Source organism: Simplicispira sedimenti (assembly GCF_022760965.1).
GTDB lineage: Bacteria > Pseudomonadota > Gammaproteobacteria > Burkholderiales > Burkholderiaceae_C > Simplicispira > Simplicispira sedimenti.
Genome location: NZ_JAKVIJ010000012.1, coordinates 53,080 through 72,002, shown reverse-complemented (window position 1 = coordinate 72,002; position 18,923 = coordinate 53,080). Strand labels below are relative to the sequence as shown.

16 protein-coding genes and 1 tRNA gene are annotated in these 18,923 nt (G+C 66.1%); 5 read left to right on the top strand and 12 right to left on the bottom strand.

All coding sequences use genetic code 11. The features are described from left to right. Positions 1 to 22 precede the first annotated feature (22 nt). From MJ602_RS13450 to rpsB, 10 genes are all read right to left on the bottom strand, one after another. Positions 23 to 535, bottom strand: a complete 513-nt coding sequence (locus MJ602_RS13450; protein WP_162015824.1) for an OmpH/Skp family outer membrane protein — start codon at positions 533 to 535, stop codon at positions 23 to 25. Beyond that, the gene (gene bamA / locus MJ602_RS13445; RefSeq protein ID WP_243021274.1) at positions 535 to 2,832 is read right to left on the bottom strand and encodes an outer membrane protein assembly factor BamA; all 2,298 of its coding nucleotides are present in this window, start codon (positions 2,830 to 2,832) and stop codon (positions 535 to 537) included. Before bamA ends, MJ602_RS13450 begins: the two co-directional genes overlap by 1 nt. Positions 2,833 to 2,876: 44 nt before the next feature. Next, positions 2,877 to 4,238: an RIP metalloprotease RseP gene (gene rseP, locus MJ602_RS13440; protein WP_243021272.1), complete on the bottom strand. Its 1,362-nt coding sequence runs from the start codon at positions 4,236 to 4,238 to the stop codon at positions 2,877 to 2,879. Positions 4,239 to 4,271: 33 nt separating this feature from the next. Further along, positions 4,272 to 5,459, bottom strand: coding sequence for a 1-deoxy-D-xylulose-5-phosphate reductoisomerase (gene ispC / locus MJ602_RS13435; RefSeq protein WP_243021270.1), 1,188 nt, complete (start codon positions 5,457 to 5,459; stop codon positions 4,272 to 4,274). Beyond that, positions 5,456 to 6,310, bottom strand: coding sequence for a phosphatidate cytidylyltransferase (locus MJ602_RS13430; RefSeq protein ID WP_243021268.1), 855 nt, complete (start codon positions 6,308 to 6,310; stop codon positions 5,456 to 5,458). Before MJ602_RS13430 ends, ispC begins: the two co-directional genes overlap by 4 nt. A gap of 1 nt (position 6,311) precedes the next feature. After that, positions 6,312 to 7,019, bottom strand: coding sequence for a polyprenyl diphosphate synthase (gene uppS, locus MJ602_RS13425; RefSeq protein ID WP_243021267.1), 708 nt, complete (start codon positions 7,017 to 7,019; stop codon positions 6,312 to 6,314). Positions 7,020 to 7,045: 26 nt separating this feature from the next. After that, the gene (gene frr, locus MJ602_RS13420) at positions 7,046 to 7,603 is read right to left on the bottom strand and encodes a ribosome recycling factor (RefSeq protein ID WP_243021266.1); all 558 of its coding nucleotides are present in this window, start codon (positions 7,601 to 7,603) and stop codon (positions 7,046 to 7,048) included. A gap of 26 nt (positions 7,604 to 7,629) precedes the next feature. Then, positions 7,630 to 8,352, bottom strand: coding sequence for a UMP kinase (gene pyrH, locus MJ602_RS13415; protein ID WP_162015810.1), 723 nt, complete (start codon positions 8,350 to 8,352; stop codon positions 7,630 to 7,632). Between the two features lie 58 nt (positions 8,353 to 8,410). Then, on the bottom strand, positions 8,411 to 9,337 hold the full coding sequence (gene tsf / locus MJ602_RS13410) for a translation elongation factor Ts (protein ID WP_243021265.1): 927 nt from the start codon (positions 9,335 to 9,337) through the stop codon (positions 8,411 to 8,413). 98 nt (positions 9,338 to 9,435) lie between these two features. Beyond that, positions 9,436 to 10,185, bottom strand: a complete 750-nt coding sequence (rpsB, locus tag MJ602_RS13405) for a 30S ribosomal protein S2 (protein ID WP_162015806.1) — start codon at positions 10,183 to 10,185, stop codon at positions 9,436 to 9,438. Positions 10,186 to 10,337: 152 nt separating this feature from the next. On the opposite strand from rpsB, the gene MJ602_RS13400 reads away from it, so the two are divergent. From MJ602_RS13400 to MJ602_RS13390, 3 genes are all read left to right on the top strand, one after another. Next, positions 10,338 to 11,696, top strand: coding sequence for an amidase (locus MJ602_RS13400; protein WP_243021264.1), 1,359 nt, complete (start codon positions 10,338 to 10,340; stop codon positions 11,694 to 11,696). Between the two features lie 49 nt (positions 11,697 to 11,745). Further along, positions 11,746 to 12,990 carry an FAD-dependent oxidoreductase gene (locus MJ602_RS13395; protein WP_243021263.1) on the top strand — a complete coding sequence of 415 codons (1,245 nt, stop codon included), beginning with the start codon at positions 11,746 to 11,748 and terminating at the stop codon, positions 12,988 to 12,990. Positions 12,991 to 13,060: 70 nt separating this feature from the next. Continuing rightward, complete coding sequence (locus tag MJ602_RS13390) at positions 13,061 to 14,587, top strand: NAD(P)H-hydrate dehydratase (protein WP_243021262.1); 1,527 nt, start codon at positions 13,061 to 13,063, stop codon at positions 14,585 to 14,587. Here the strand turns inward: MJ602_RS13390 and MJ602_RS13385 are convergent. After that, positions 14,574 to 15,308 (bottom strand): helix-turn-helix transcriptional regulator, encoded by a 735-nt coding sequence (locus MJ602_RS13385; RefSeq protein ID WP_243021261.1) that lies wholly within the window; start codon positions 15,306 to 15,308, stop codon positions 14,574 to 14,576. The genes MJ602_RS13390 and MJ602_RS13385 overlap by 14 nt on opposite strands. A gap of 87 nt (positions 15,309 to 15,395) precedes the next feature. On the opposite strand from MJ602_RS13385, the gene MJ602_RS13380 reads away from it, so the two are divergent. Then, complete coding sequence (locus tag MJ602_RS13380) at positions 15,396 to 16,346, top strand: alpha/beta fold hydrolase (RefSeq protein ID WP_243021260.1); 951 nt, start codon at positions 15,396 to 15,398, stop codon at positions 16,344 to 16,346. Between the two features lie 56 nt (positions 16,347 to 16,402). On the opposite strand, the gene rnr is transcribed toward MJ602_RS13380, so the two are convergent. Next, complete coding sequence (gene rnr, locus MJ602_RS13375) at positions 16,403 to 18,727, bottom strand: ribonuclease R (RefSeq protein ID WP_243021255.1); 2,325 nt, start codon at positions 18,725 to 18,727, stop codon at positions 16,403 to 16,405. 34 nt (positions 18,728 to 18,761) lie between these two features. Here rnr and MJ602_RS13370 point away from each other — a divergent pair. Further along, a tRNA-Leu gene (locus MJ602_RS13370) sits at positions 18,762 to 18,846 on the top strand. Positions 18,847 to 18,923: the final 77 nt, after the last annotated feature.

Below are 18,923 nucleotides of genomic sequence, written 5' to 3'. Positions count from 1 at the left end.
ACCCATCCACTTCAGGCAGACCTTACTTGGATGCACCATTGAGGGCCTTGATCACCTTGTCGGTGATGTCGTGCTGCGGGTTGATGTACACCGCCTGGTCCACGATGATGTCGTACTTTTCCTGCTCGGCCAGTTGCTTGACGACCTTGTTGATGCGCTCGCCCAGTTGGTTGAGCTCTTCGTTCTTGCGCGCGTTGAGGTCTTCCTGGAACTCGCGGCGCTTGCGCTGGAATTCGCGGTCCTGGTCCATGAGCTGGCGCTGACGGGTCTGGCGCTGGCTGTCCGACAGCGTGGGCGCATCGCGCTCGAACTTCTCGGTCGCGGTCTTGAGCGTGTTGCCCAGGTCGTTGATTTCCTTGTCGCGGCGCGAGAATTCCTGCTCCAGTTTGGCTTGCGCGGCCTTGGCCGAGCTTGCTTCGCGGAACACACGGTCGGTATGAATGAAGCCCGCCTTGAAATCGGCATAGGCCGGTGCAGCTGCACCGACACCGCTGAGCATCAGAACCAGGGCGAGTTGACGGGAAAGGTGTTTCATTAGAAGGACGTTCCAATCTGGAATTGCAATTTCTGGATTCTATCGCCCGCGAACTTGCGCACGGGCTGGGCATACGCAAGGCGCAGCGGACCCAACGGGGAAATCCAGCTCAAACCCACGCCGACGGAGGCGCGCATCTCACTGAAGCGCATTTTTTCCTCCTCGCCGTACACATTGCCCACATCCAGGAAGGTAAAGATCCGCAGGGTGCGGTCATTGCCAGCGCCGGGGAACGGAGCGATGAGTTCTGTGTTGAAAGTGACTTTCTTGGGGCCACCCAGCGATGCGCCGGTGACGTCACGCGGCCCCAGGGTGCCCTGGTCAAACCCGCGCACCGAGCCCAGACCACCCGAGTAGAAGTTCTTGAACACCGGGAAAGGACGGCCATTGAAGCCCTTGCCCCAGCCCAGTTCCCCATTGAAAGCCAGGGTGAACTTCTTGTTGAGTGGGATGTACTGCTGGTATTGGTAGTTCGCGCGCAGGTAGCGTGCGTCACCGGCCACGGACCAGTCGGTGTTGAGCCGCTGGTACACCCCGTTGTTGGGCGCCAGCGCACTGTCTCGGCCATCCCGCGACCAACCAATGGTCAGTGGCACGGAACTGCTGGAAGAGCCGTAACGATCAGCGTACGCCAAGTATGCCGCCGGGATGTTGGTGCCCGATTTGATGCGGTTGCTCTCCAGCGCCGCACCGAAAAAGACCGTGTCTGTTTCCGTGAACGGCACCCCGAAACGCAGCCCGCCCCCCGTGGTCACCAACTCATAGTTCCCGCCCTGATCCTCATAAGGCTTGTCGGTACGGTAGTAGAGATCGACGGTGCGCGAGATGCCGTCCCGGGTGAAATACGGGTCGGTGGTGCTGAACACCAGCGTGCGCTTGAACTTGCTGGTGTTGACATCCACCCCGAGGTAGTTGCCTGAGCCGAAGATGTTCTCCTGCTTGATGGCGAAGGAGAACGACAGCTTCTCCGCGCTGGAAAAACCGGCCCCCAGTTGCAGCGAGCCCGTGGGCTTCTCGACCACATTCACGACCAGATCGACCTGGTCGGGTGCGCCAGGGACCTCCTGGGTCTCGACATTGACTTCGGTGAAAAATCCCAGACGGTCCACGCGGTCGCGCGACAGACGAATTCTCTCGCCGTCGTACCAGGACGATTCGAACTGGCGGAACTCGCGCCGAATCACTTCGTCGCGTGTGCGGTTGTTGCCAGCGACCTCGATGCGCCGCACATAGGCGCGCCGCACCGGGTCGGCCTGCAGGGTCAGGGCCACACGGTTGGTTTCGCGATCGATCTCCGGCACGGCTTCGATGCGCGCAAACGCAAAGCCAAAATTGCCAAAATGTTCGGAAAAGGCCTTGGTGGTTTCAGCCACCTGATCGGCGTTGTAGGGCTCGCCCGCGCGGATGGTGACCAGCGACTTGAACTCCTCATCGCGCTCCAGGTAGTTGCCTTCGAGCTTGACGCTGGAGACCACAAAGCGCTCGCCCTCGGTCACATTGACCGTGATGGTGATGTCCTGCTTGTCTGGCGAGATGGCCACCTGGGTCGAATCGATGCGGAACTCCAAGTAGCCGCGCTGCAGGTAGTACGAGCGCAGCGTTTCGAGGTCGGCGTTGAGCTTGGAGCGCGCATAACGATCGGACTTTGTGTACCAGCTCAGCCAGCCCCCCGTGTCCTGGTCGAACAAGCCCTTGAGGGTGGATTCGCTGAACGCCTTGTTGCCGACGATGCGGATGTCCTTGATGCGCGCCGTATCGCCTTCGGTGATGGTGAAGGTCAGGTTCACGCGGTTGCGCTCGATGGGGGTCACGGTCGTGACCACTTCGGCACCATAGAAACTCTTGTTGATGTACTGGCGCTTGAGCTCCTGCTCGGCACGGTCGGTCAAGGCCTTGTCGTAGGGGCGGCCATCGGTCAGACCAATGTCGCGCATGGCCTTCTTGAGCGCGTCCTTTTCAAACTCACGCGCGCCCACAAAATCGACGTCGGCCACGGTGGGACGCTCTTCGACCACCACCACGAGCACGCCGCCCACCGCTTCCAGGCGCACATCCTTGAACAGGCCCAGGGCAAACAGGGCGCGGATCGCCGCCGCGCCCTTTTCATCGTTGTAGGTATCGCCTACGCGCAAAGGAATGGACGCGAACACAGTGCCCGGCTCCACGCGCTGCAGGCCTTCGACGCGAATGTCCTGCACCTTGAAGGGCTCCAGGGCCCAGGCCGCATGAACGGCAAGAAACATGGCTGCAACGGCCGTGGCGGTGCGCGCACCGAAGCGATTGGATTGTTTTTTCATGAATGAAACCGGTGCCACCCAGCACAGACCGGGCAGCCAGTAGGTTAGCCAAAGAGCCGGGAGAGATCGTTGAACAATGCGATGGACATCATCAGAAACAGCACGGCGACACCGCCGCGCTGCAGGCGTTCCATCCAGGCGTCCGAGACGCTCCTGCCCGTCACACCCTCCCAAAGATAATACATCAGGTGCCCCCCATCGAGGACGGGCAGCGGCAACAGGTTCAGCACCCCCAAGCTCACACTGATGAGTGCCAGAAACCCCAGGTACTGGGCCAGGCCCAGGCTCGCAGACCGGCCCGCATAGTCGGCAATCGTCAGCGGACCGCTGATGTTCTTGAGCGATGCCTCGCCAATGAGCATGCGCCCCATCATCTTGAGCGTGAGCACGGACACCTGCCAGGTGCGCTCTGCTCCCTTGAGTACGCCTTCCAGCGGCCCATACTGCACGGTCTCGAACTGCGGGCGTCCTCCCACGTAGGCACCGATGCGGGCAATGGTTTCGCCGTGTTCTTGCTGCACTTCAGGCAGCACCTGCAGTTCCAGCACCTGGCCCGCGCGCTCGATGCGCCAGATCTGCGCCAGCGGCTCCTTGCCCTGCACAGAGCCCCGGATCAGCGCACGCAGTTGCGCACCGTCCACCACGTCGGTGGCGCCAATGCGCAGCACCACATCCCCGGCCTGCAGGCCCGAGCGCTCGCCGGCACCGCCAGCCATCAACTCGCCCACCAGGGGTGGGGTCCAGGGACCGGTGATGCCGATGAGCTGCATCAGTCGGTGGTCGGCATTGCGGGTGTCAATGTCTTGCAGCGGCAGGTGCACGGTGCGCTCGGCGGCGCCCGGCGTAGGCTCGACGACCAGGCGCGCCGCTTGCGATTCCAGCGCGCCGCGCGCCAACAACCAGCGCAGGTCTTCGAAGGAGCGCACGGGCATTTCCTCCCCGTCGCCCAAGGCTGCACGGCGTACCAGCTCGCCGCCTTGCAGTCCCGCAGACTGCGCCACCGAACCCGGCACCGGCTTGGACAGGTAGGCCATGGGCTCCTGCACGCCCATCCAGTTGACCAGCGCATACAGCAACACGGCCAGCACCAGGTTGGCCACCGGACCGGCGGCCACGATGAGCGCACGCGAGCGCAGCGGCTGGGTGTTGAAGGCCAGATGGCGCTCTTCGGGTGGCACCGGCGCCTCGCGCTCGTCAAGCATGCGCACAAAGCCCCCCAGGGGAAATGCGCCCAAGACGAACTCGGTGGGCGAGCCCTTGGGCTGCCAGCGCAGCAAAGGCTTGCCAAAGCCCACCGAAAAGCGCAGCACCTTCACACCGCAGGCCACGGCCACACGGTAGTGGCCGTATTCGTGCACGGCGATCAAGAGGCCGAGGGCAACGATGAAAGCAACAACGGTCAGCATGGGCACTCCCGCGGTGTGGTGGGACCCGCTCGGTCAAGCCAGCCGCTGCGCAATGCGCTGCGCGCTGGCACGGGCTTGCTGGTCCAGCGCCAGCAGGTCGTCAAGCGATCCGGGCTTGGAGACCGGCACACTGGACAAAGTTTCCAGGTTCAGTGCATGGATCTGGTCAAAGCGGATGCGCCGTTCCAGAAACTGCGCCACGGCCACCTCGTTGGCGGCATTGAGCACGGCCGTGGTGCCCGCAGGCGCTTCCAGTGCCTCCCAGGCCAGGCGCAGGCCCGGAAAACGCTCGGGATGCCCATGGTCGTCGATGGCCTCGAAGGTCATGGCGCCCAGGGTATGGAAGTCGAGCGCCGCAGCCCCCGACTCCACGCGCTCAGGCCAGGCCAGACCGTAGGCGATGGGCACGCGCATGTCGGGCGTACCCAACTGGGCCACCACCGACGTGTCGGTGTACTGCACCATGGAGTGGATGATGCTTTGCGGGTGAATGACCACGTCCAGCTTGCGCGGCGCCAGGCCGAACAGGTAGCGCGCCTCGATCACCTCCAGCGCCTTGTTCATCATGGTGGCCGAATCGACCGAGATCTTGCGCCCCATGACCCAGTTGGGGTGGGCGCAGGCCTGCTCCGGCGTGACCTCGTGCAAGGTTTTCGGGTCGCGCTGACGGAACGGCCCGCCCGAAGCGGTGAGGATGATTTTGTCCACGCGGCGCTGCCAGGTGGATGGGTCTTCAGGCAGGGACTGGAAGATGGCCGAGTGCTCGCTGTCGATGGGCAACAGCGTAGCGCCGCCCTCGCGCACGGCCTGCAGGAAGACCTCCCCCCCCACCACCAGCGCCTCTTTGTTGGCCAGCAGCAAACGCTTGCCAGCACGCGCCGCGGCCAGGCAGGGCGCCAGTCCAGCTGCGCCGACAATGGCCGCCATCACCATATCCACTTCGGGGTGCGATGCTATTGTTTCTATAGCATCTTGCGCTTGTAGTACCTGCGTTGCAAGCCCATTTTCCTTGCATTTTTCTGCCAGCGCACTGGCATGCTCAGGACTGGCCATGACGGCGTAGCGCGGGGCGAAGCGTGCACACTGCGCCAGCAGCGCATCGACCTGCGTGGCCGCGCTGAGTGCAAACACCTCGAAGCGCTCGGGGTGGCGCGCCACCACATCGAGCGTGTTGGTGCCTATGGATCCGGTCGATCCGAGCACCGTGATGCGTTGTTTCATGGGGAGAGCAGCGTTGTGATCATCAGGGCCAGCGGCAGCGTGGGCAACAGCGCGTCCACGCGGTCCAGCACGCCGCCATGGCCGGGCAGCAGCTGGCTGCTGTCCTTGACGCCCGCGCTGCGCTTGATGAGCGATTCCACCAGATCCCCCGCCACGCTCATGGCCGTCATGAACAAGGCGACGACCAGCAACATCCACCAGCCCTGGCGCGCCACCACGGTGTAAAAGCTGGGTTGATCCGGCTGGAAATGCGCATCGGCAAGCACCCAGCCCAGCGCCAGCAGCAGCACGCCCGCCACGCCACCCCACACACCCTCCCAGCTCTTGCCGGGACTGATGGAGGGCGCCAGCTTGGTGCGCGTAAAGCGCAAGCCGAACTTGCGGCCCGCAAAATAGGCGGCGATGTCGGCCATCCAGACCAGGCACATCACCGACAGCAAAAAATTAACGCCCAGCGCGCGGGCCTGCACCACGGCCATCCAGGCCATCCACAGGGCGGCAATACCCGCCACCAGCCGCAGCGCGGCAGGCACCCGCGGCCACCCTGGCACGCCCGCACGCAGCAGCCAGGCACTACCCAGCACCCAGCAGCCACCACCGGCCAACCACAGCACCCCCAGCGGGCGCTGCACCCAGCCCAACGCCCAGGAGGCAGCGCACAGCGCCAGACACGCGGCACCCACAAGCACCGAGCCCACGGGGCCGCATGCGTTGAGCCGCCCCCACTCCCAGGCCGCCGCCGCCATCAGCACCAGAATGACCGCGGTGAATGCCACGGGCGATGGATGGAACAGGGCAGGCAACAGAATGGCCAGCAGAACCAGGGCGGTGAGGATGCGCTGCTTGAGCATTTCAGGCTTTCACTTGCTCAGAGGTCTTGCCGAAACGCCGCTCGCGGGCATGGAAGGCGGCAATGGCCTCGTCCAGCGCAGCCTCGTCAAACTCGGGCCACAAACGGTCGCTGAACACCAGCTCCGAGTAGGCCGCCTGCCAGAGCAGAAAGTTGCTCAGGCGCATCTCGCCGCCGGTACGAATCAACAGGTCCGGGTCGGGCACGTGGGACAAGGCCATGGCACGGTCCAGGCTGGCTTCGGTGATGGCTTCGCCGCGCGCGGCGAGTTGCGCTGCCGCCTGGGCCATGTCCCAGCGCCCACCGTAGTTGAAGCACACGTTGAGAACCAGGCGACTGTTGTGCGCCGTCTCACGCTCGGCCTGGGCCAGGCCTTCGCGCACCTTGTCGGACAGGCCCGTACGCTCGCCCACAAAGTGCAGGCGCACGCCGTCTTTGCACAGTTGCGGCACCTCGCGCGTGAGGGCCTTGGCCAGGAGTTCCATCAGGCCGGACACCTCGTCCTGCGGACGGTTCCAGTTTTCGGACGAAAACGCGAACACCGTGAGCACGCCAATGCCGCGCTGGGCACAGGCCTGCACGCATCGGCGCAGCGACTCCACACCTTGCTTGTGGCCTGCCAGGCGCGGGAGAAAACGGCGCTGGGCCCAGCGGCCGTTGCCATCCATGACGATGGCCACATGCCGAGGCGGCACCAAAGCAACAGCCATGGAAAAAGCGTGAACCATGGCAGTCCTCAGACCGCCATGATCTCCTGCTCTTTGGAAGTGACCAGCGTGTCGATCTCGGCAATGTGCCGGTCGGTGACCTTCTGGATGTCGGCCTCGGCGCGCTTCTGGTCGTCTTCGGATGCTTGCTTGTCCTTGACCAGCTTCTTGACGGCTTCGTTGGCATCGCGGCGCAAGTTGCGCACGGCCACCTTGGCGGCCTCGCCCTCATTGCGAGCGAGCTTGGTCATTTCCTTGCGGCGCTCTTCGCTCATGGGCGGCAGCGGCACGCGGATCAGATCACCCATGCTGGCGGGGTTCAGGCCCAGGTCGCTCTCGCGAATGGCCTTCTCGATCTTGGCACCCATGCCCTTTTCCCAGGGCTGAACGCTCAGCGTGCGCGAGTCCAGCAAGGACACGTTGGCCACCTGGGACAGCGGCACCATGGAACCGTAGTACTCGACCTGCACGCTATCGAGCAGCCCAGGGCTGGCGCGGCCGGTGCGAATCTTGGCAAGGTTGTTCTTGAAAGCCGCGATGGACTGGCCCATCTTGGCCTCTGCGTTTTTCTTGATGTCGGCGATCATGTTTCTCTCCTCACACGGGATGGACGTCAGGCGTACACCAGGGTGCCTTCATCCTCGCCCAGCACCACGCGCTTGAGTGCACCAGGCTTGAAGATCGAAAACACCTTGACGGGCAGTTTCTGGTCACGGCACAGCGCAAAGGCCGTGGCGTCCATGATGCCCAGATTGCGCACCATGGCTTCGTCGAAGCTGAGTTTGGCATAGCGCGTGGCCGTCGGGTCCTTGTGCGGATCGGCGGTGTACACGCCATCGACCTTGGTGGCCTTGAGCACCAGCTCGGCACCGATTTCGGCGCCGCGCAGTGCTGCCGCCGTGTCGGTGGTGAAGAAGGGGTTGCCCGTGCCTGCGGCAAACACCACCACCTTGCCCTCTTCGAGGTACTGCAGCGCCTTGGGGCGCACGTAGGGCTCCACCACCTGCTCGATCGAGATGGCGGACATGACGCGGGCCGTCAGGCCCTGCTTGTCCATGGCATCGGCCAGGGCCAGGGCATTCATCACCGTGGCCAGCATGCCCATGTAGTCGGCGGTGGCGCGGTCCATGCCCTCGGCACCACCGGCCACACCACGGAAGATATTGCCGCCGCCGATCACTACCGCCACTTCCACGCCCATGCGGGTGACCTCGGCCACCTCCTGCACCATGCGCACGATAGTCGCGCGGTTGATGCCGAAGGCGTCGTCTCCCATGAGCGCCTCACCCGACAGCTTGAGCAAAATCCGCTTGTAGGCTGGGGTGGCGACGGTCATGGCAGGCTCCATAGGTGAAAAGGGGTTGAGAAAATCGACGGCAGGTGCAATGGCAGGATCAGGCAGCGCCCTTGGCGGCTGCCACCTGGGCGGCCACTTCAGCAGCGAAGTCGTCCTGCTTCTTCTCGATGCCTTCGCCCACGACGTAGAGCGTGAAGCTCTTGATGGTGGTGTTGGCGGCCTTGAGCATCTGCGCCACGGTCTGCTTGCCGTCGGCGGCCTTCACGAAGACCTGGTCGGCCAAAGAGACTTCCTTGAGGTACTTCTGCACGGCGCCGTCGATGCGCTTGGCGGTGATTTCAGCGCTCTGTGCGGGCTTGCCAGCAGCCACCAGTTCCTTGTTGGCTTCGTCAGCCTTGCCTTCGGCGACCGCACGCTCCTTGGCGATCAGGTCGGCGGGCACGTCGGCGCTGGTCAGGGCCACGGGCTTCATGGCAGCCACGTGCATGGCCACGTCCTTGGCGGCATTGGCGTCACCGTCAAACTCAACCACCACACCGATGCGCGAGCCGTGCAGGTAGGAGGCCAGGTTGGAGCCACTGAAGCGCTGGTAGCGGCGGAACGACATGTTCTCGCCGATCTTGCCGATCAGGCCCTTGCGCACGTCTTCCAGCGTGGGGCCGAAGCCGTCTTGCGCGTAGGGCAGAGCACCCAGGGCCTCGATGTTGGCGGGGTTGTGCTTGGCCACGAGTTCGGCAGCAGCCTTGGCCAGGACGATGAAGCTGTCGTTCTTGCTCACGAAGTCGGTTTCGCTGTTGACTTCGATCAGCGCGCCGGTGGAGCCTTCGATGAAGCTGGCGACCACGCCTTCGGCGGTCACGCGCGAAGCGGCCTTGCCAGCCTTGGTGCCCAGCTTGACGCGCAGCAGCTCTTCAGCCTTGGCCATGTCGCCGTCGGCCTCGGTCAGGGCCTTCTTGCACTCCATCATGGGAGCGTCGGTCTTGCCGCGCAGTTCGGCAACCATGCTTGCGGTAATTGCAGCCATTGTGTTTTCTCCGTATTCAGTTCAGTTCAACAGACAAAAAAAGGGGGCTGTTCGAGCCCCACTTTTTTTCGCGCAGGTCATTGCGCGGGCCGGGGGCCTCAGGCAGCGGATTCTTCCACTTCGACGAATTCGTCGGAACCCTCGCCCACAGCCTTCACCACTTCGGCGACGGCGTTGTTACGGCCTTCGACGATGGCGTCAGCGATGGCGCGCACGTACAGCTCCACGGCCTTGGCAGAGTCGTCGTTGCCGGGGATCACGTAGTCGATGCCTTCGGGCGAGTGATTGGTATCCACCACACCTATCAGCGGAATGCCCAGCTTCTTGGCTTCAGCGATGGCGATCTTGTGGAAGCCCACGTCCACCACGAAGATGGCGTCGGGCAGCGTGGTCATGTCCTGGATGCCGCCGATGTCCTTTTCCAGCTTTTCGATCTCGCGCACGAACATGAGCTGCTCCTTCTTGCTCATGGCGTCCAGACCGGCTTCCTGCTGGGCCTTCATGTCCTTCAGACGCTTGATCGAGGTCTTGACGGTCTTGAAGTTGGTCAGCATGCCGCCCAGCCAGCGCTGGTTGACGAAGGGCACGCCAGCGCGCTGCGCTTCGGCGGCCACGATGTCACGGGCCTGGCGCTTGGTGCCGACGATCAGGATGGTGCCGCGGTTGGCAGACAGTTGCTGCGCGAACTTGGCAGCGCCCTGGAGCAGCGGAAGCGACTTTTCCAGGTTGATGATGTGGATCTTGTTGCGATGGCCGAAGATGTAGGGGGCCATCTTGGGGTTCCAGAAGCGGGTTTGGTGACCGAAGTGGACACCGGCTTCCAGCATTTCGCGCATGGTAACGGACATGAATATTCTCCGAAGGTTGGGTCTAAAATCCAGCCCGACAATTGCGCCCAGGCGGGCTGCAACACCTTGTTTGGACTGGTTTGCGATTGGTCTTGCCAAGGCCACTGCGCTTGCAGCCGCACCCAGCAAAACCCAAAGATTCTAGCACACGCATGCTCCCAGACCTTGATACCACCCGGCGCATGCTGCAGTCGCACCAGACCAGCGCGCCGCAGGAAATGGAGCGCGCCATTGCCGCTGCGCAGTCCACTGCCTGCCGCCACGCCTTCGTCCGCACCGGCTTCGACGAAGCCCGCAGCCAGGCCGCCAATCCCAGCCTGCAGCACCTGCCGCTGGCCGGACTGGCGGTTTCGGTGAAAGACCTGTTCGACCTGCAGGGCCAACCCACCCCCGCAGGGTCGGTGGTGCTGGCCGACGCTCCCGCCGCCTCAGCCGACTGCCCGGCCGTGGCCCGGCTGCGCGCAGCTGGCGGAGCCGTCATCGGCCGCACCAACATGACCGAGTTCGCCTTTTCCGGTGTGGGCGTCAACCCGCACCACGGCACGCCGGCAGCCCACGACGGGCGCTTTGGCGCACTGGGCGGCCCGGCGCGCGTGCCGGGCGGATCGTCCTCGGGCGCCGCCGTGTCGGTGGCCACAGGGGCGGCCTTTGTGGGCCTGGGCTCGGACACGGGCGGCTCCATCCGCATTCCGGCGGCGCTCAACGGCGTCGTGGGTTTCAAGAACACGGCCCGGCTGGTGCCCACGCAGGGCGCACTGCCCCTGTCCACCACGCTGGACACCGTGTGCGCCACCACACGCTCGGTGCGAGACGCCATCGTGGTGCACGAGGTGCTGGCCCAGCGCCGCGTGGCGCGCAGCACGGCGCCCCTGCCCGCACTGCGGCTGGCCGTGCCCACCACGGTGTTCCTCGACGGGCTGGACGCCCCCGTGGCCCAGGCTTTTGAACGCACGCTGGCACAACTGCGCCAGGCCGGCGCGCAGATCGCGGAAATCGACCTGCCCGCCATGCGGCAGCAACCCGCCTACGGCTTTTCGGCCCCCGAAAGCTATGCCTGGCACCGCGAACTGCTGCAGCGCGCGGGCGAGCGCTACGACCCGCGCGTGCGCAAGCGCATCGAGGCAGGCGCCACACTGCGGGCCTGGGAATACATCGACCTGCTGCGCTCGCGCCAGCAGTGGATCGCGGACATGCAGGCCTGCATGGCACCATACGACGCCCTGCTCTCGCCCACGGTGCCCATCACGGCGCCGCTGCTGGCCAGCGTGGCCCCGGCCGAAGGCCAGGACGCCGCCATGGATGCAGCCCGCGACGCCGAGTTCTTCCGCGTCAACGCCCTGCTGCTGCGCAACACCAGCGCAGTCAACCTGCTGGACGGCTGCGCACTCTCGCTGCCCTGCCACACTGCGGGCGAGTTGCCCGTGGGCCTGATGGTCTGGCACGCTGCGCTGCACGACGACACCGTACTGCATGTGGGCCTTCAGATCGAAGAATTGCTACAAAAACAATAGCTGCCAGCGCTTTACCCTATTGCGCTGCAAGCCAAAAATATCTGAATCCATGAAGATCGCCATCGTGGGCGCCGGCATCGTCGGCGTCACCACCGCTTACGAACTGGCCGCCGACGGCCATGCCGTCACCGTATTCGACCGCCACAACGCCGCCGCCACCCAGGACAGCTTTGCCACCGGCGGCCTGCTGGCCCCGGCGGCCGCCATTCCCTGGGCGCTGCCCGGCCTGCTCGCACCCGCGCGCTGGCTGGGCCGCAAGGCCCCCTTGCGCTTGGGGCGCCAGCTCTCGCTGTCCGACCTGTCCTGGCTGCGCCAGTGGCGCCGCGCCGCGGCACGGGCAGCACACAGCCCCCAACCCGCAGGGCTGGCCTTGCTGCAATTGGCTCGCTACAGCCAGGCGCGGTTGCTGGAGCTGACCCAGCAACTGGATCTGCCCTTCGAGCACAGCTCCAGCACCCTGCTGCTGCTGCGCAGCGCCCAAGACGCCGAGGCCGCAGCCCCCTTGCTCAAGGCCCTGCGCGAAACCGGCCACACCGCGCTGGAAGTGGACGCCGACACGGCGCGCCGCATCGAACCCGGCCTCTCCCCCACGCTGGCGCTGGCGGGTGCGCTGCATCTGCCCGATGGGCTGGCAGGCAACTGCCGCCAGTTCGCACTGCTGCTGCGCCAGGCGGCACAACGGCAGGGGGCCGACTTTCAATGGAACGCCGCGGTGGAGCGCGTGTGCACCGCGCCCACGGGCCTGCAGATCCAGGGTGAAGCCAGCCCACGCCCCTTCGATGCCGTGGTGCTGTGCGCCGGTGCCCAGGCCGCAGCGCTGCTGCACCCCCTGGGCCTGCGGTTGCCGCTGGCAGCCCTGCATGGCAGCACCCTCAGCGCGCCCATGCGCGAGGCCCTGCACGCGCCCCAGAGCGCGGTAGTGGACATCGCCAGCGGCAGCACCATCGCCCGCCTGGGCCAGCGCGTGCGCATTGCCGGTGGCGCCGAATTGGGCCGCGGCCACGAGGCCCATCCGCAGACGGTGCACGCGCTATACCGCGTGCTGGGCGAGTGCTTTCCAGGCGGCGTAACCCACGCCAGTGGCGTGCAGGTGTGGCGCGGCGCCCGCGCCATGCTGCCCGATGGCGCCCCGGCCATCGGGCCCAGCGGCACCCCTGGTGTGTGGCTGAACCTCGGCCACGGCGCCAGCGGCTGGGCCCTGGCCTGCGGCAGCGCGCGCCTGCTGGCTGACCAGCTGGCCCAGCACACCCCGGCATTGCCCAGCGAATCCTGGGCGCCGCAGCGCTGGCAGTAGGTGTTTCACACCCGCCCGTAGGGCACTTCAGCGGCACAATGGCCAGATTCCCGACTCGCCCCGTGCCGCCATGCAACGCGTCCATCCCACCCAGGCCCACCCGCTGCACCACACCGCCGCCACGCGGCGGCTGGAACACAGCGCCGCCGCCACTCTGCCCCCCCACACCCTGATGCAGCGCGCCGGGCTGGCTGTGGCCCGGCTGGCACGCGCCCTGGCCCCACATGCACGCACCATATGGATTGCCTGCGGCCCTGGCAACAACGGCGGCGACGGGCTGGAAGCCGCCATGCTGCTGCACCGGGCAGGCATGCCCGTGGTGGTGACCTGGCTGGGCGCCCCCGAGACAGCACCTGCCGACGCCCGCCTGTCCTGGCAGCGCGCGCAGGACGCGGGCGTGGCCTTCAGTCAGCAGGCCCCCCATCCGCTGGGACCGCAGGATTTGTGCATCGACGCCTTGCTGGGCATCGGCCTGGCGCCGGGCGACCAGCGCCCACCCCCCTCCGAACGACTGACGGTGCTGCTGCATGCGCTGCACCACAGCCCGGCGCCCGTGCTGTGCGTGGACGTCCCTTCGGGCCTGCAGGCCGACACCGGGCAATATGCCCCTGGCCTTGCGCCCATGCGTGGCGCTGCGCCCCCCGCCGCGCGCCACACCCTGAGCCTGCTGACACTCAAGCCCGGCCTGTTCACCGGTGCCGGGCGCGATGCCGCAGGTACCGTCTGGTGGGACGACCTGGACGTCCCCTGCCACAGCGAGGCTGCCAGCGCCTGGCTGGCAGGCCCGCCCGCCGCCGCAGCGCGAGCGCACGCCAGCCACAAGGGCAGCTATGGCGATGTGGCCATGATCGGTGGTGAAGGCCTTGGCGCCCGGGGGCTGGGCATGGGCGGCGCGGCGCTGCTCGCCGCCAGCGCGGCGTTGCATGGCGGTGCAGGCCGGGTATTGGTGGCGCTGCTGGGCGGCACGCTCGATCTCGATGTGCGGCAACCCGAACTGATGTTCCGCCATGTCGATGCGCTGCAGCTCGAACAGCTCACTGTGGTGTGCGGCTGTGGTGGCGGCGAGGCCGTGCGCGCCGCACTGCCCCAGGTGTTGGCCCAGGCCCCACGCCTGGTGCTCGATGCCGACGCGCTCAACGCCATCGCCTCCGACGCCGCGCTCGCGCAGGCCCTGGCAGACCGCGCGCCAAAAGCGCATGCCACCGTGCTCACCCCCCATCCGCTGGAAGCAGCGCGCCTGCTGGGCACCGATACCGCCAGCGTGCAGTCGCACCGCCTCGCGGCGGCCGAGCAGCTGGCCGAGCGGTTCCAGTGCGTGGTGGTGCTCAAGGGCTCGGGCACGGTAGTGGCAGCGCCCAACCAAGCGCCGCGAATCAACCCCACCGGCAACGCCCTCCTGGCCACGGCAGGCACCGGCGATGTGCTCGCCGGCCTGATCGGCGCGTACTGGGCCGCCGGCCCGGCACCGCTCGATGCGGCTGCCGAGGCGGTGTATGCCCATGGCCGCGCCGCCGATACCTGGCCCGACGAACAGGCGCTGACGGCCAGCGCGCTGGCGCGGCGCATGCGGCCCAGGGACACCTTCACACCAGCGTGACCTCGCGCAGGGGCTTGAGCACGCTGGACGGCGTCATGCCGAACGTCTGTCGAAAGGTGCGGCTGAAATGCGCAGAGTCGCTGAACGCACCGTGCAGCGCGGCATCGGTCAGCCGGGCTTGCGTGGCCAGCCCCGCCATGGCCGCCCGCACCTGGGACCACACCCGGTAGCTGCGAAAACTCACGCCCATTTCCTGGCGGAACAGGTGGTTGAAGCGCGAGGCCGACAGGTGCGCCGCCTGCGCCACCTGATCGCGCGGCAATGCCCCGTCGCGCGCCATGCGCAGATGCTGCAGGCTGCGCAATACGCGCGCATCGAGTTCAGCAGCCGCCTCGAAACGCTGGCCCAGCAGGGTCGGCAGATCGAAGCTGCGCAGCCGGGCCTCCGTGCAGCCGCGCGTGCGGGTCCGCGCGGCCGGGTCGAACACCACACCGCCTTGCTGCCCGAGCCAGGGCCGCAGGCTGCGGGCCTCGGAGGAATCGGGCTCCAGGTACACCAAGGCCACGCGTTCGCCGCACGGGTCGAACAGATGCCAGACCCCCATGTCGATGAGCGCGCTGTGGCAGGTTTCCACGCACCCCGGCGCCAGATGCACCGCAAAGCGTCCCGACAGCCCCAGCAGCAGCACGGGCGCAGCGTGGCGATGCCAGCCGGTGGCCGGCAGCTCTCCCACATACAGGGCCCGGTCGGCCCCCAAGGTCAGTGTGTTCGTCGCGCGCATAGCCCAAACATACAAGTTTTCCGGCGGGCTTGCCGATAGCCTTGCGCACGGCCGATCACATCCCCACCACACCTTCTGGAGAACCCCTTGAAACGCCTTGTCCTTGCAGGCTGCGCCCTGCTGCTGCTGTGCGCCATCACCACCTACCACGCCGTTCCGCTTCTCTACAAGGAGCCCCTGCTGTGGCTCAACCGCAGCCTCTCGGGCCTGGAGGAAAAGACGGTGCAAGCCGCGGGTCACCGCATCCACTACCTGGAGGGCGGTGCAGGCAGCGCGGGTGGCACGCCGGTCGTGCTGCTGCACGGCATCTTCGCCGAAAAGGACCACTGGGTGGACTTCGCCCGCCCGCTGACCGGCAGCCACCGCGTCATCGCACCCGACCTGCCGGGCTTTGGCGAAAGCGATCGGCTCGAGGGACAGGCCTACGACTATGCGGCGCACACCGAACGTCTCGCCGCATGGCTGGACGCGCTGGGCCTGCCGCGTGTGCACCTGGCGGGCAACTCGATGGGCGGCACGATCGCCGCGCTGTTTGCGCTGCGCCACCCTGATCGGGTGGCCAGCGTGGCCTTCATCGGTGCGCCGCATGGCATCCGCTCGGCGCGGCCCAGCACCATGGATCGGCTGATCGATGCGGGCCAGGCGCCGCTGGTCGCGCACGATGCGGTGGCCTTCGACGCGATGATGGACCTGGTGTTCGCGCAGCGCCCGTTCCTGCCCGCACCGATTCTGGAGGCGGCGCGCGCCGATGCCGTGCGCGACGCGCCCTCCAACCTCCGGCTGTGGCATGCGCAGCTCAAGGACCGCTACCTGCTGCAGGAGCGGATCGGCGGACTGCGTCCGCCGACGCTGGCGCTGTGGGGTCAGCAGGACCGCGTGTTTGACGCCTCGGGGGCCGAGGCGCTGCGCTCACTCCTGCCCCATGCCCGCATCGAAACGCTGCCGGGCCTGGGGCATCTGCCGATGATGGAGGCGCCCCTGGCCGTGTCTGCCCGGTATGGGCAGTTCTTGCATGAAATGAACGCAAAAAATAGATAAAAAAAGCCGCTGACGCCTATAAATAAAGCGCCAGCAGCTATATATTTGATAGCAAATCAGGTCCGCCGCGCGGAACGCCCCTTGGCTTTGGCGGTCTTGCCACCGGCTTTGGTGGACTGCGTCCGCGATTTGCCCGCCGAAGCCGTGTTTGTGGAAGACTTGGAACTCGCCTTGCGACCACCGCCGCCCAGGCTGCCGCGACCAGCGTCCTCGATGTCCAAGGGTGGTCTGCGCTTGCCTGCAGGAGCGGACCGCGCTCCACCGGATGGCGCAGCACTGGCCTTCTCGCGGGTGTTGCGCGCGGCTCCCGGCACATCTTCATCACCGACAAGCCTGAAATCGATGCGCCGCCCGTCCAGATCCACCCGGCTGACCTGCACCCGCACGCGGGTGCCGATCACATAGCGGATACCGCTGCGCTCACCGCGCAGTTCCTGGCGGGACTCATCGAAGCGGAAATACTCCCCCCCCAGTTCGGTGATGTGCACCAGGCCTTCGACGTACATGGCATCGAGCGTGACAAAGATGCCGAAGCTGGTGACCGAAGACACCACGCCACCGTATTCCTCGCCCAGATGTTCGCGCATGTACTTGCACTTGAGCCAGGCCTCCACGTCGCGGCTGGCCTCGTCGGCGCGGCGCTCGTTGGCGCTGCAATGCAGGCCGGCGGCTTCCCAGGCCTGCGTCTCGGCCAGGGCCGCGCCCGACTCCTTCTTGCGCGGCACCTTGCCGGGTGGCGCCACACGGCTGGCCAAACGCTTGCTCAGCTTGGCGTGCGCTTCGCCCGGCGTGGGCAGCATGGGCAGGCGGTACTTGGTATTGCCCAGGATGGCCTTGATCACACGGTGCACCAACAGGTCGGGGTAGCGCCGGATCGGGCTGGTGAAGTGCGTGTAGGCATCAAACGCCAAGCCGAAGTGGCCGCTGTTGATGGGCGTGTAGATGGCTTGCTGCATGGAGCGCAGCAGCATGGTGTGGATTTGCTGCGCGTCGGGCCGGTCCTTGGTGGCCTCGGCGATGGCCTGGAATTCAGACGGTTGCGGGTTCTCGCTGATCGACAGCCCCACGGCCATGGCCTTGAGGTAACTGCGCAGAATGTCCTGCTTCTCGGGCGTGGGGCCCTCGTGCACGCGGTACAGCCCGTGCTGCTTGCCCTGCGCGATGAAGTCGGCGCTGCACACGTTGGCGGCAAGCATGGCTTCCTCGATGAGACGGTGCGCGTCGTTGCGCGTGCGCGGCACGATCTTGTCGATGCGCCCGTTCTCGTCGCAGACGATCTGGGTTTCGGTGGTTTCAAAGTCCACCGCGCCGCGCTCACGCCGCGCCTGCAGCAGTGCGCGGTACACGTCGTGCAGGTTGAGCAGGTCGGGCACGCGCTCCTTGCGCTTGGCGGCTTCGGGGCCGCGCGTGTTGGCCAGGATGGCGGCCACCTCGGTGTAGGTGAAGCGCGCGTGGCTGAACATCACCGCCGGGTAGAACTGGTAGGCATGCACCTCGCCCTTGGCGGTGACCAGCATGTCGCAGACCATGCACAGGCGCTCGACATCGGGGTTGAGCGAGCACAGGCCGTTGGAGAGCTTCTCGGGCAGCATCGGGATGACGCGGCGCGGGAAGTACACGCTGGTGGCGCGGTCGTAGGCATCGATGTCGATGGGGCTGCCGGTCTGCACATAGTGGCTCACGTCGGCAATGGCCACCAGCAAGCGCCAGCCCTTGCCGCGCCCTACCTTGGCGGGCTCGCAGTACACGGCGTCGTCGAAGTCGCGCGCGTCCTCGCCGTCGATGGTGACCAGCGGCACGTCGGTCAGGTCGATGCGCTGCTTTTTGTCCTGCGCGCGCACCTTGTCGGGCAAGGCGCCGGCCTCGGCCAGGCAGTCCTCGGAAAACTCGTGCGGCACGCCGTACTTGCGCACGGCGATCTCGATCTCCATGCCAGGGTCGTCCACCTCTCCCAGCACCTCGGTAATGCGGCCCACAGGCTGGCCGAACAGCGCGGGTGGCTCGGTCAGTTGCACCACCACCACCTGCCCGGTCTTGGCGGTACCCAAGGCACCTGCGGGGATGAGGATGTCCTGCCCATAGCGCTTGTCTTCGGGAGCCACGATCCAGACACCGCTCTCTTGCAGCAGGCGACCGATGATGGGATGCGCGGGGCGCTCCAGGATCTCGGTCACCCGGCCTTCAGCGCGTCCGCGCCGGTCGTGGCGCACGATGCGTGCGCGCACCCTGTCTTTGTGCAGGACGGCACGCATCTCGTTGGGGGGGAGGAAGATATCGGCCTGTCCGTCTTCACGGACCACGAATCCGTGGCCGTCACGGTGCCCCTGCACGGTGCCCTCGATCTCGTCGGATGGATGCAAAGGCTTGGCGCTGGAGTTCATTTTTTTGTTATACAATCTAAGTCTTTCCTGAAATGCCCAGGTGGCGGAATTGGTAGACGCACTAGTTTCAGGTACTAGCGGGTAACTCCGTGGAGGTTCGAGTCCTCTCCTGGGCACCAAGTTTAACGAAAAGCCGCTGCTTCAGCGGCTTTTTTCAAAACAAAAAAGCACAAACGATTTCAGGAAGGCGCTTTCT

Excerpts from the sequence above, each read along its gene's own strand:
- MJ602_RS13450 (WP_162015824.1), bottom strand. The coding sequence starts at position 535 with ATGAAACACCTTTCCCGTCAACTCGCCCTGGTTCTGATGCTCAGCGGT.
- bamA (WP_243021274.1), bottom strand. The coding sequence starts at position 2,832 with ATGAAAAAACAATCCAATCGCTTCGGTGCGCGCACCGCCACGGCCGTT.
- rseP (WP_243021272.1), bottom strand. The coding sequence starts at position 4,238 with ATGCTGACCGTTGTTGCTTTCATCGTTGCCCTCGGCCTCTTGATCGCC.
- ispC (WP_243021270.1), bottom strand. The coding sequence starts at position 5,459 with ATGAAACAACGCATCACGGTGCTCGGATCGACCGGATCCATAGGCACC.
- MJ602_RS13430 (WP_243021268.1), bottom strand. The coding sequence starts at position 6,310 with ATGCTCAAGCAGCGCATCCTCACCGCCCTGGTTCTGCTGGCCATTCTG.
- uppS (WP_243021267.1), bottom strand. The coding sequence starts at position 7,019 with ATGGCTGTTGCTTTGGTGCCGCCTCGGCATGTGGCCATCGTCATGGAT.
- frr (WP_243021266.1), bottom strand. The coding sequence starts at position 7,603 with ATGATCGCCGACATCAAGAAAAACGCAGAGGCCAAGATGGGCCAGTCC.
- pyrH (WP_162015810.1), bottom strand. The coding sequence starts at position 8,352 with ATGACCGTCGCCACCCCAGCCTACAAGCGGATTTTGCTCAAGCTGTCG.
- tsf (WP_243021265.1), bottom strand. The coding sequence starts at position 9,337 with ATGGCTGCAATTACCGCAAGCATGGTTGCCGAACTGCGCGGCAAGACC.
- rpsB (WP_162015806.1), bottom strand. The coding sequence starts at position 10,185 with ATGTCCGTTACCATGCGCGAAATGCTGGAAGCCGGTGTCCACTTCGGT.
- MJ602_RS13400 (WP_243021264.1), top strand. The coding sequence starts at position 10,338 with ATGCTCCCAGACCTTGATACCACCCGGCGCATGCTGCAGTCGCACCAG.
- MJ602_RS13395 (WP_243021263.1), top strand. The coding sequence starts at position 11,746 with ATGAAGATCGCCATCGTGGGCGCCGGCATCGTCGGCGTCACCACCGCT.
- MJ602_RS13390 (WP_243021262.1), top strand. The coding sequence starts at position 13,061 with ATGCAACGCGTCCATCCCACCCAGGCCCACCCGCTGCACCACACCGCC.
- MJ602_RS13385 (WP_243021261.1), bottom strand. The coding sequence starts at position 15,308 with ATGCGCGCGACGAACACACTGACCTTGGGGGCCGACCGGGCCCTGTAT.
- rnr (WP_243021255.1), bottom strand. The coding sequence starts at position 18,727 with ATGAACTCCAGCGCCAAGCCTTTGCATCCATCCGACGAGATCGAGGGC.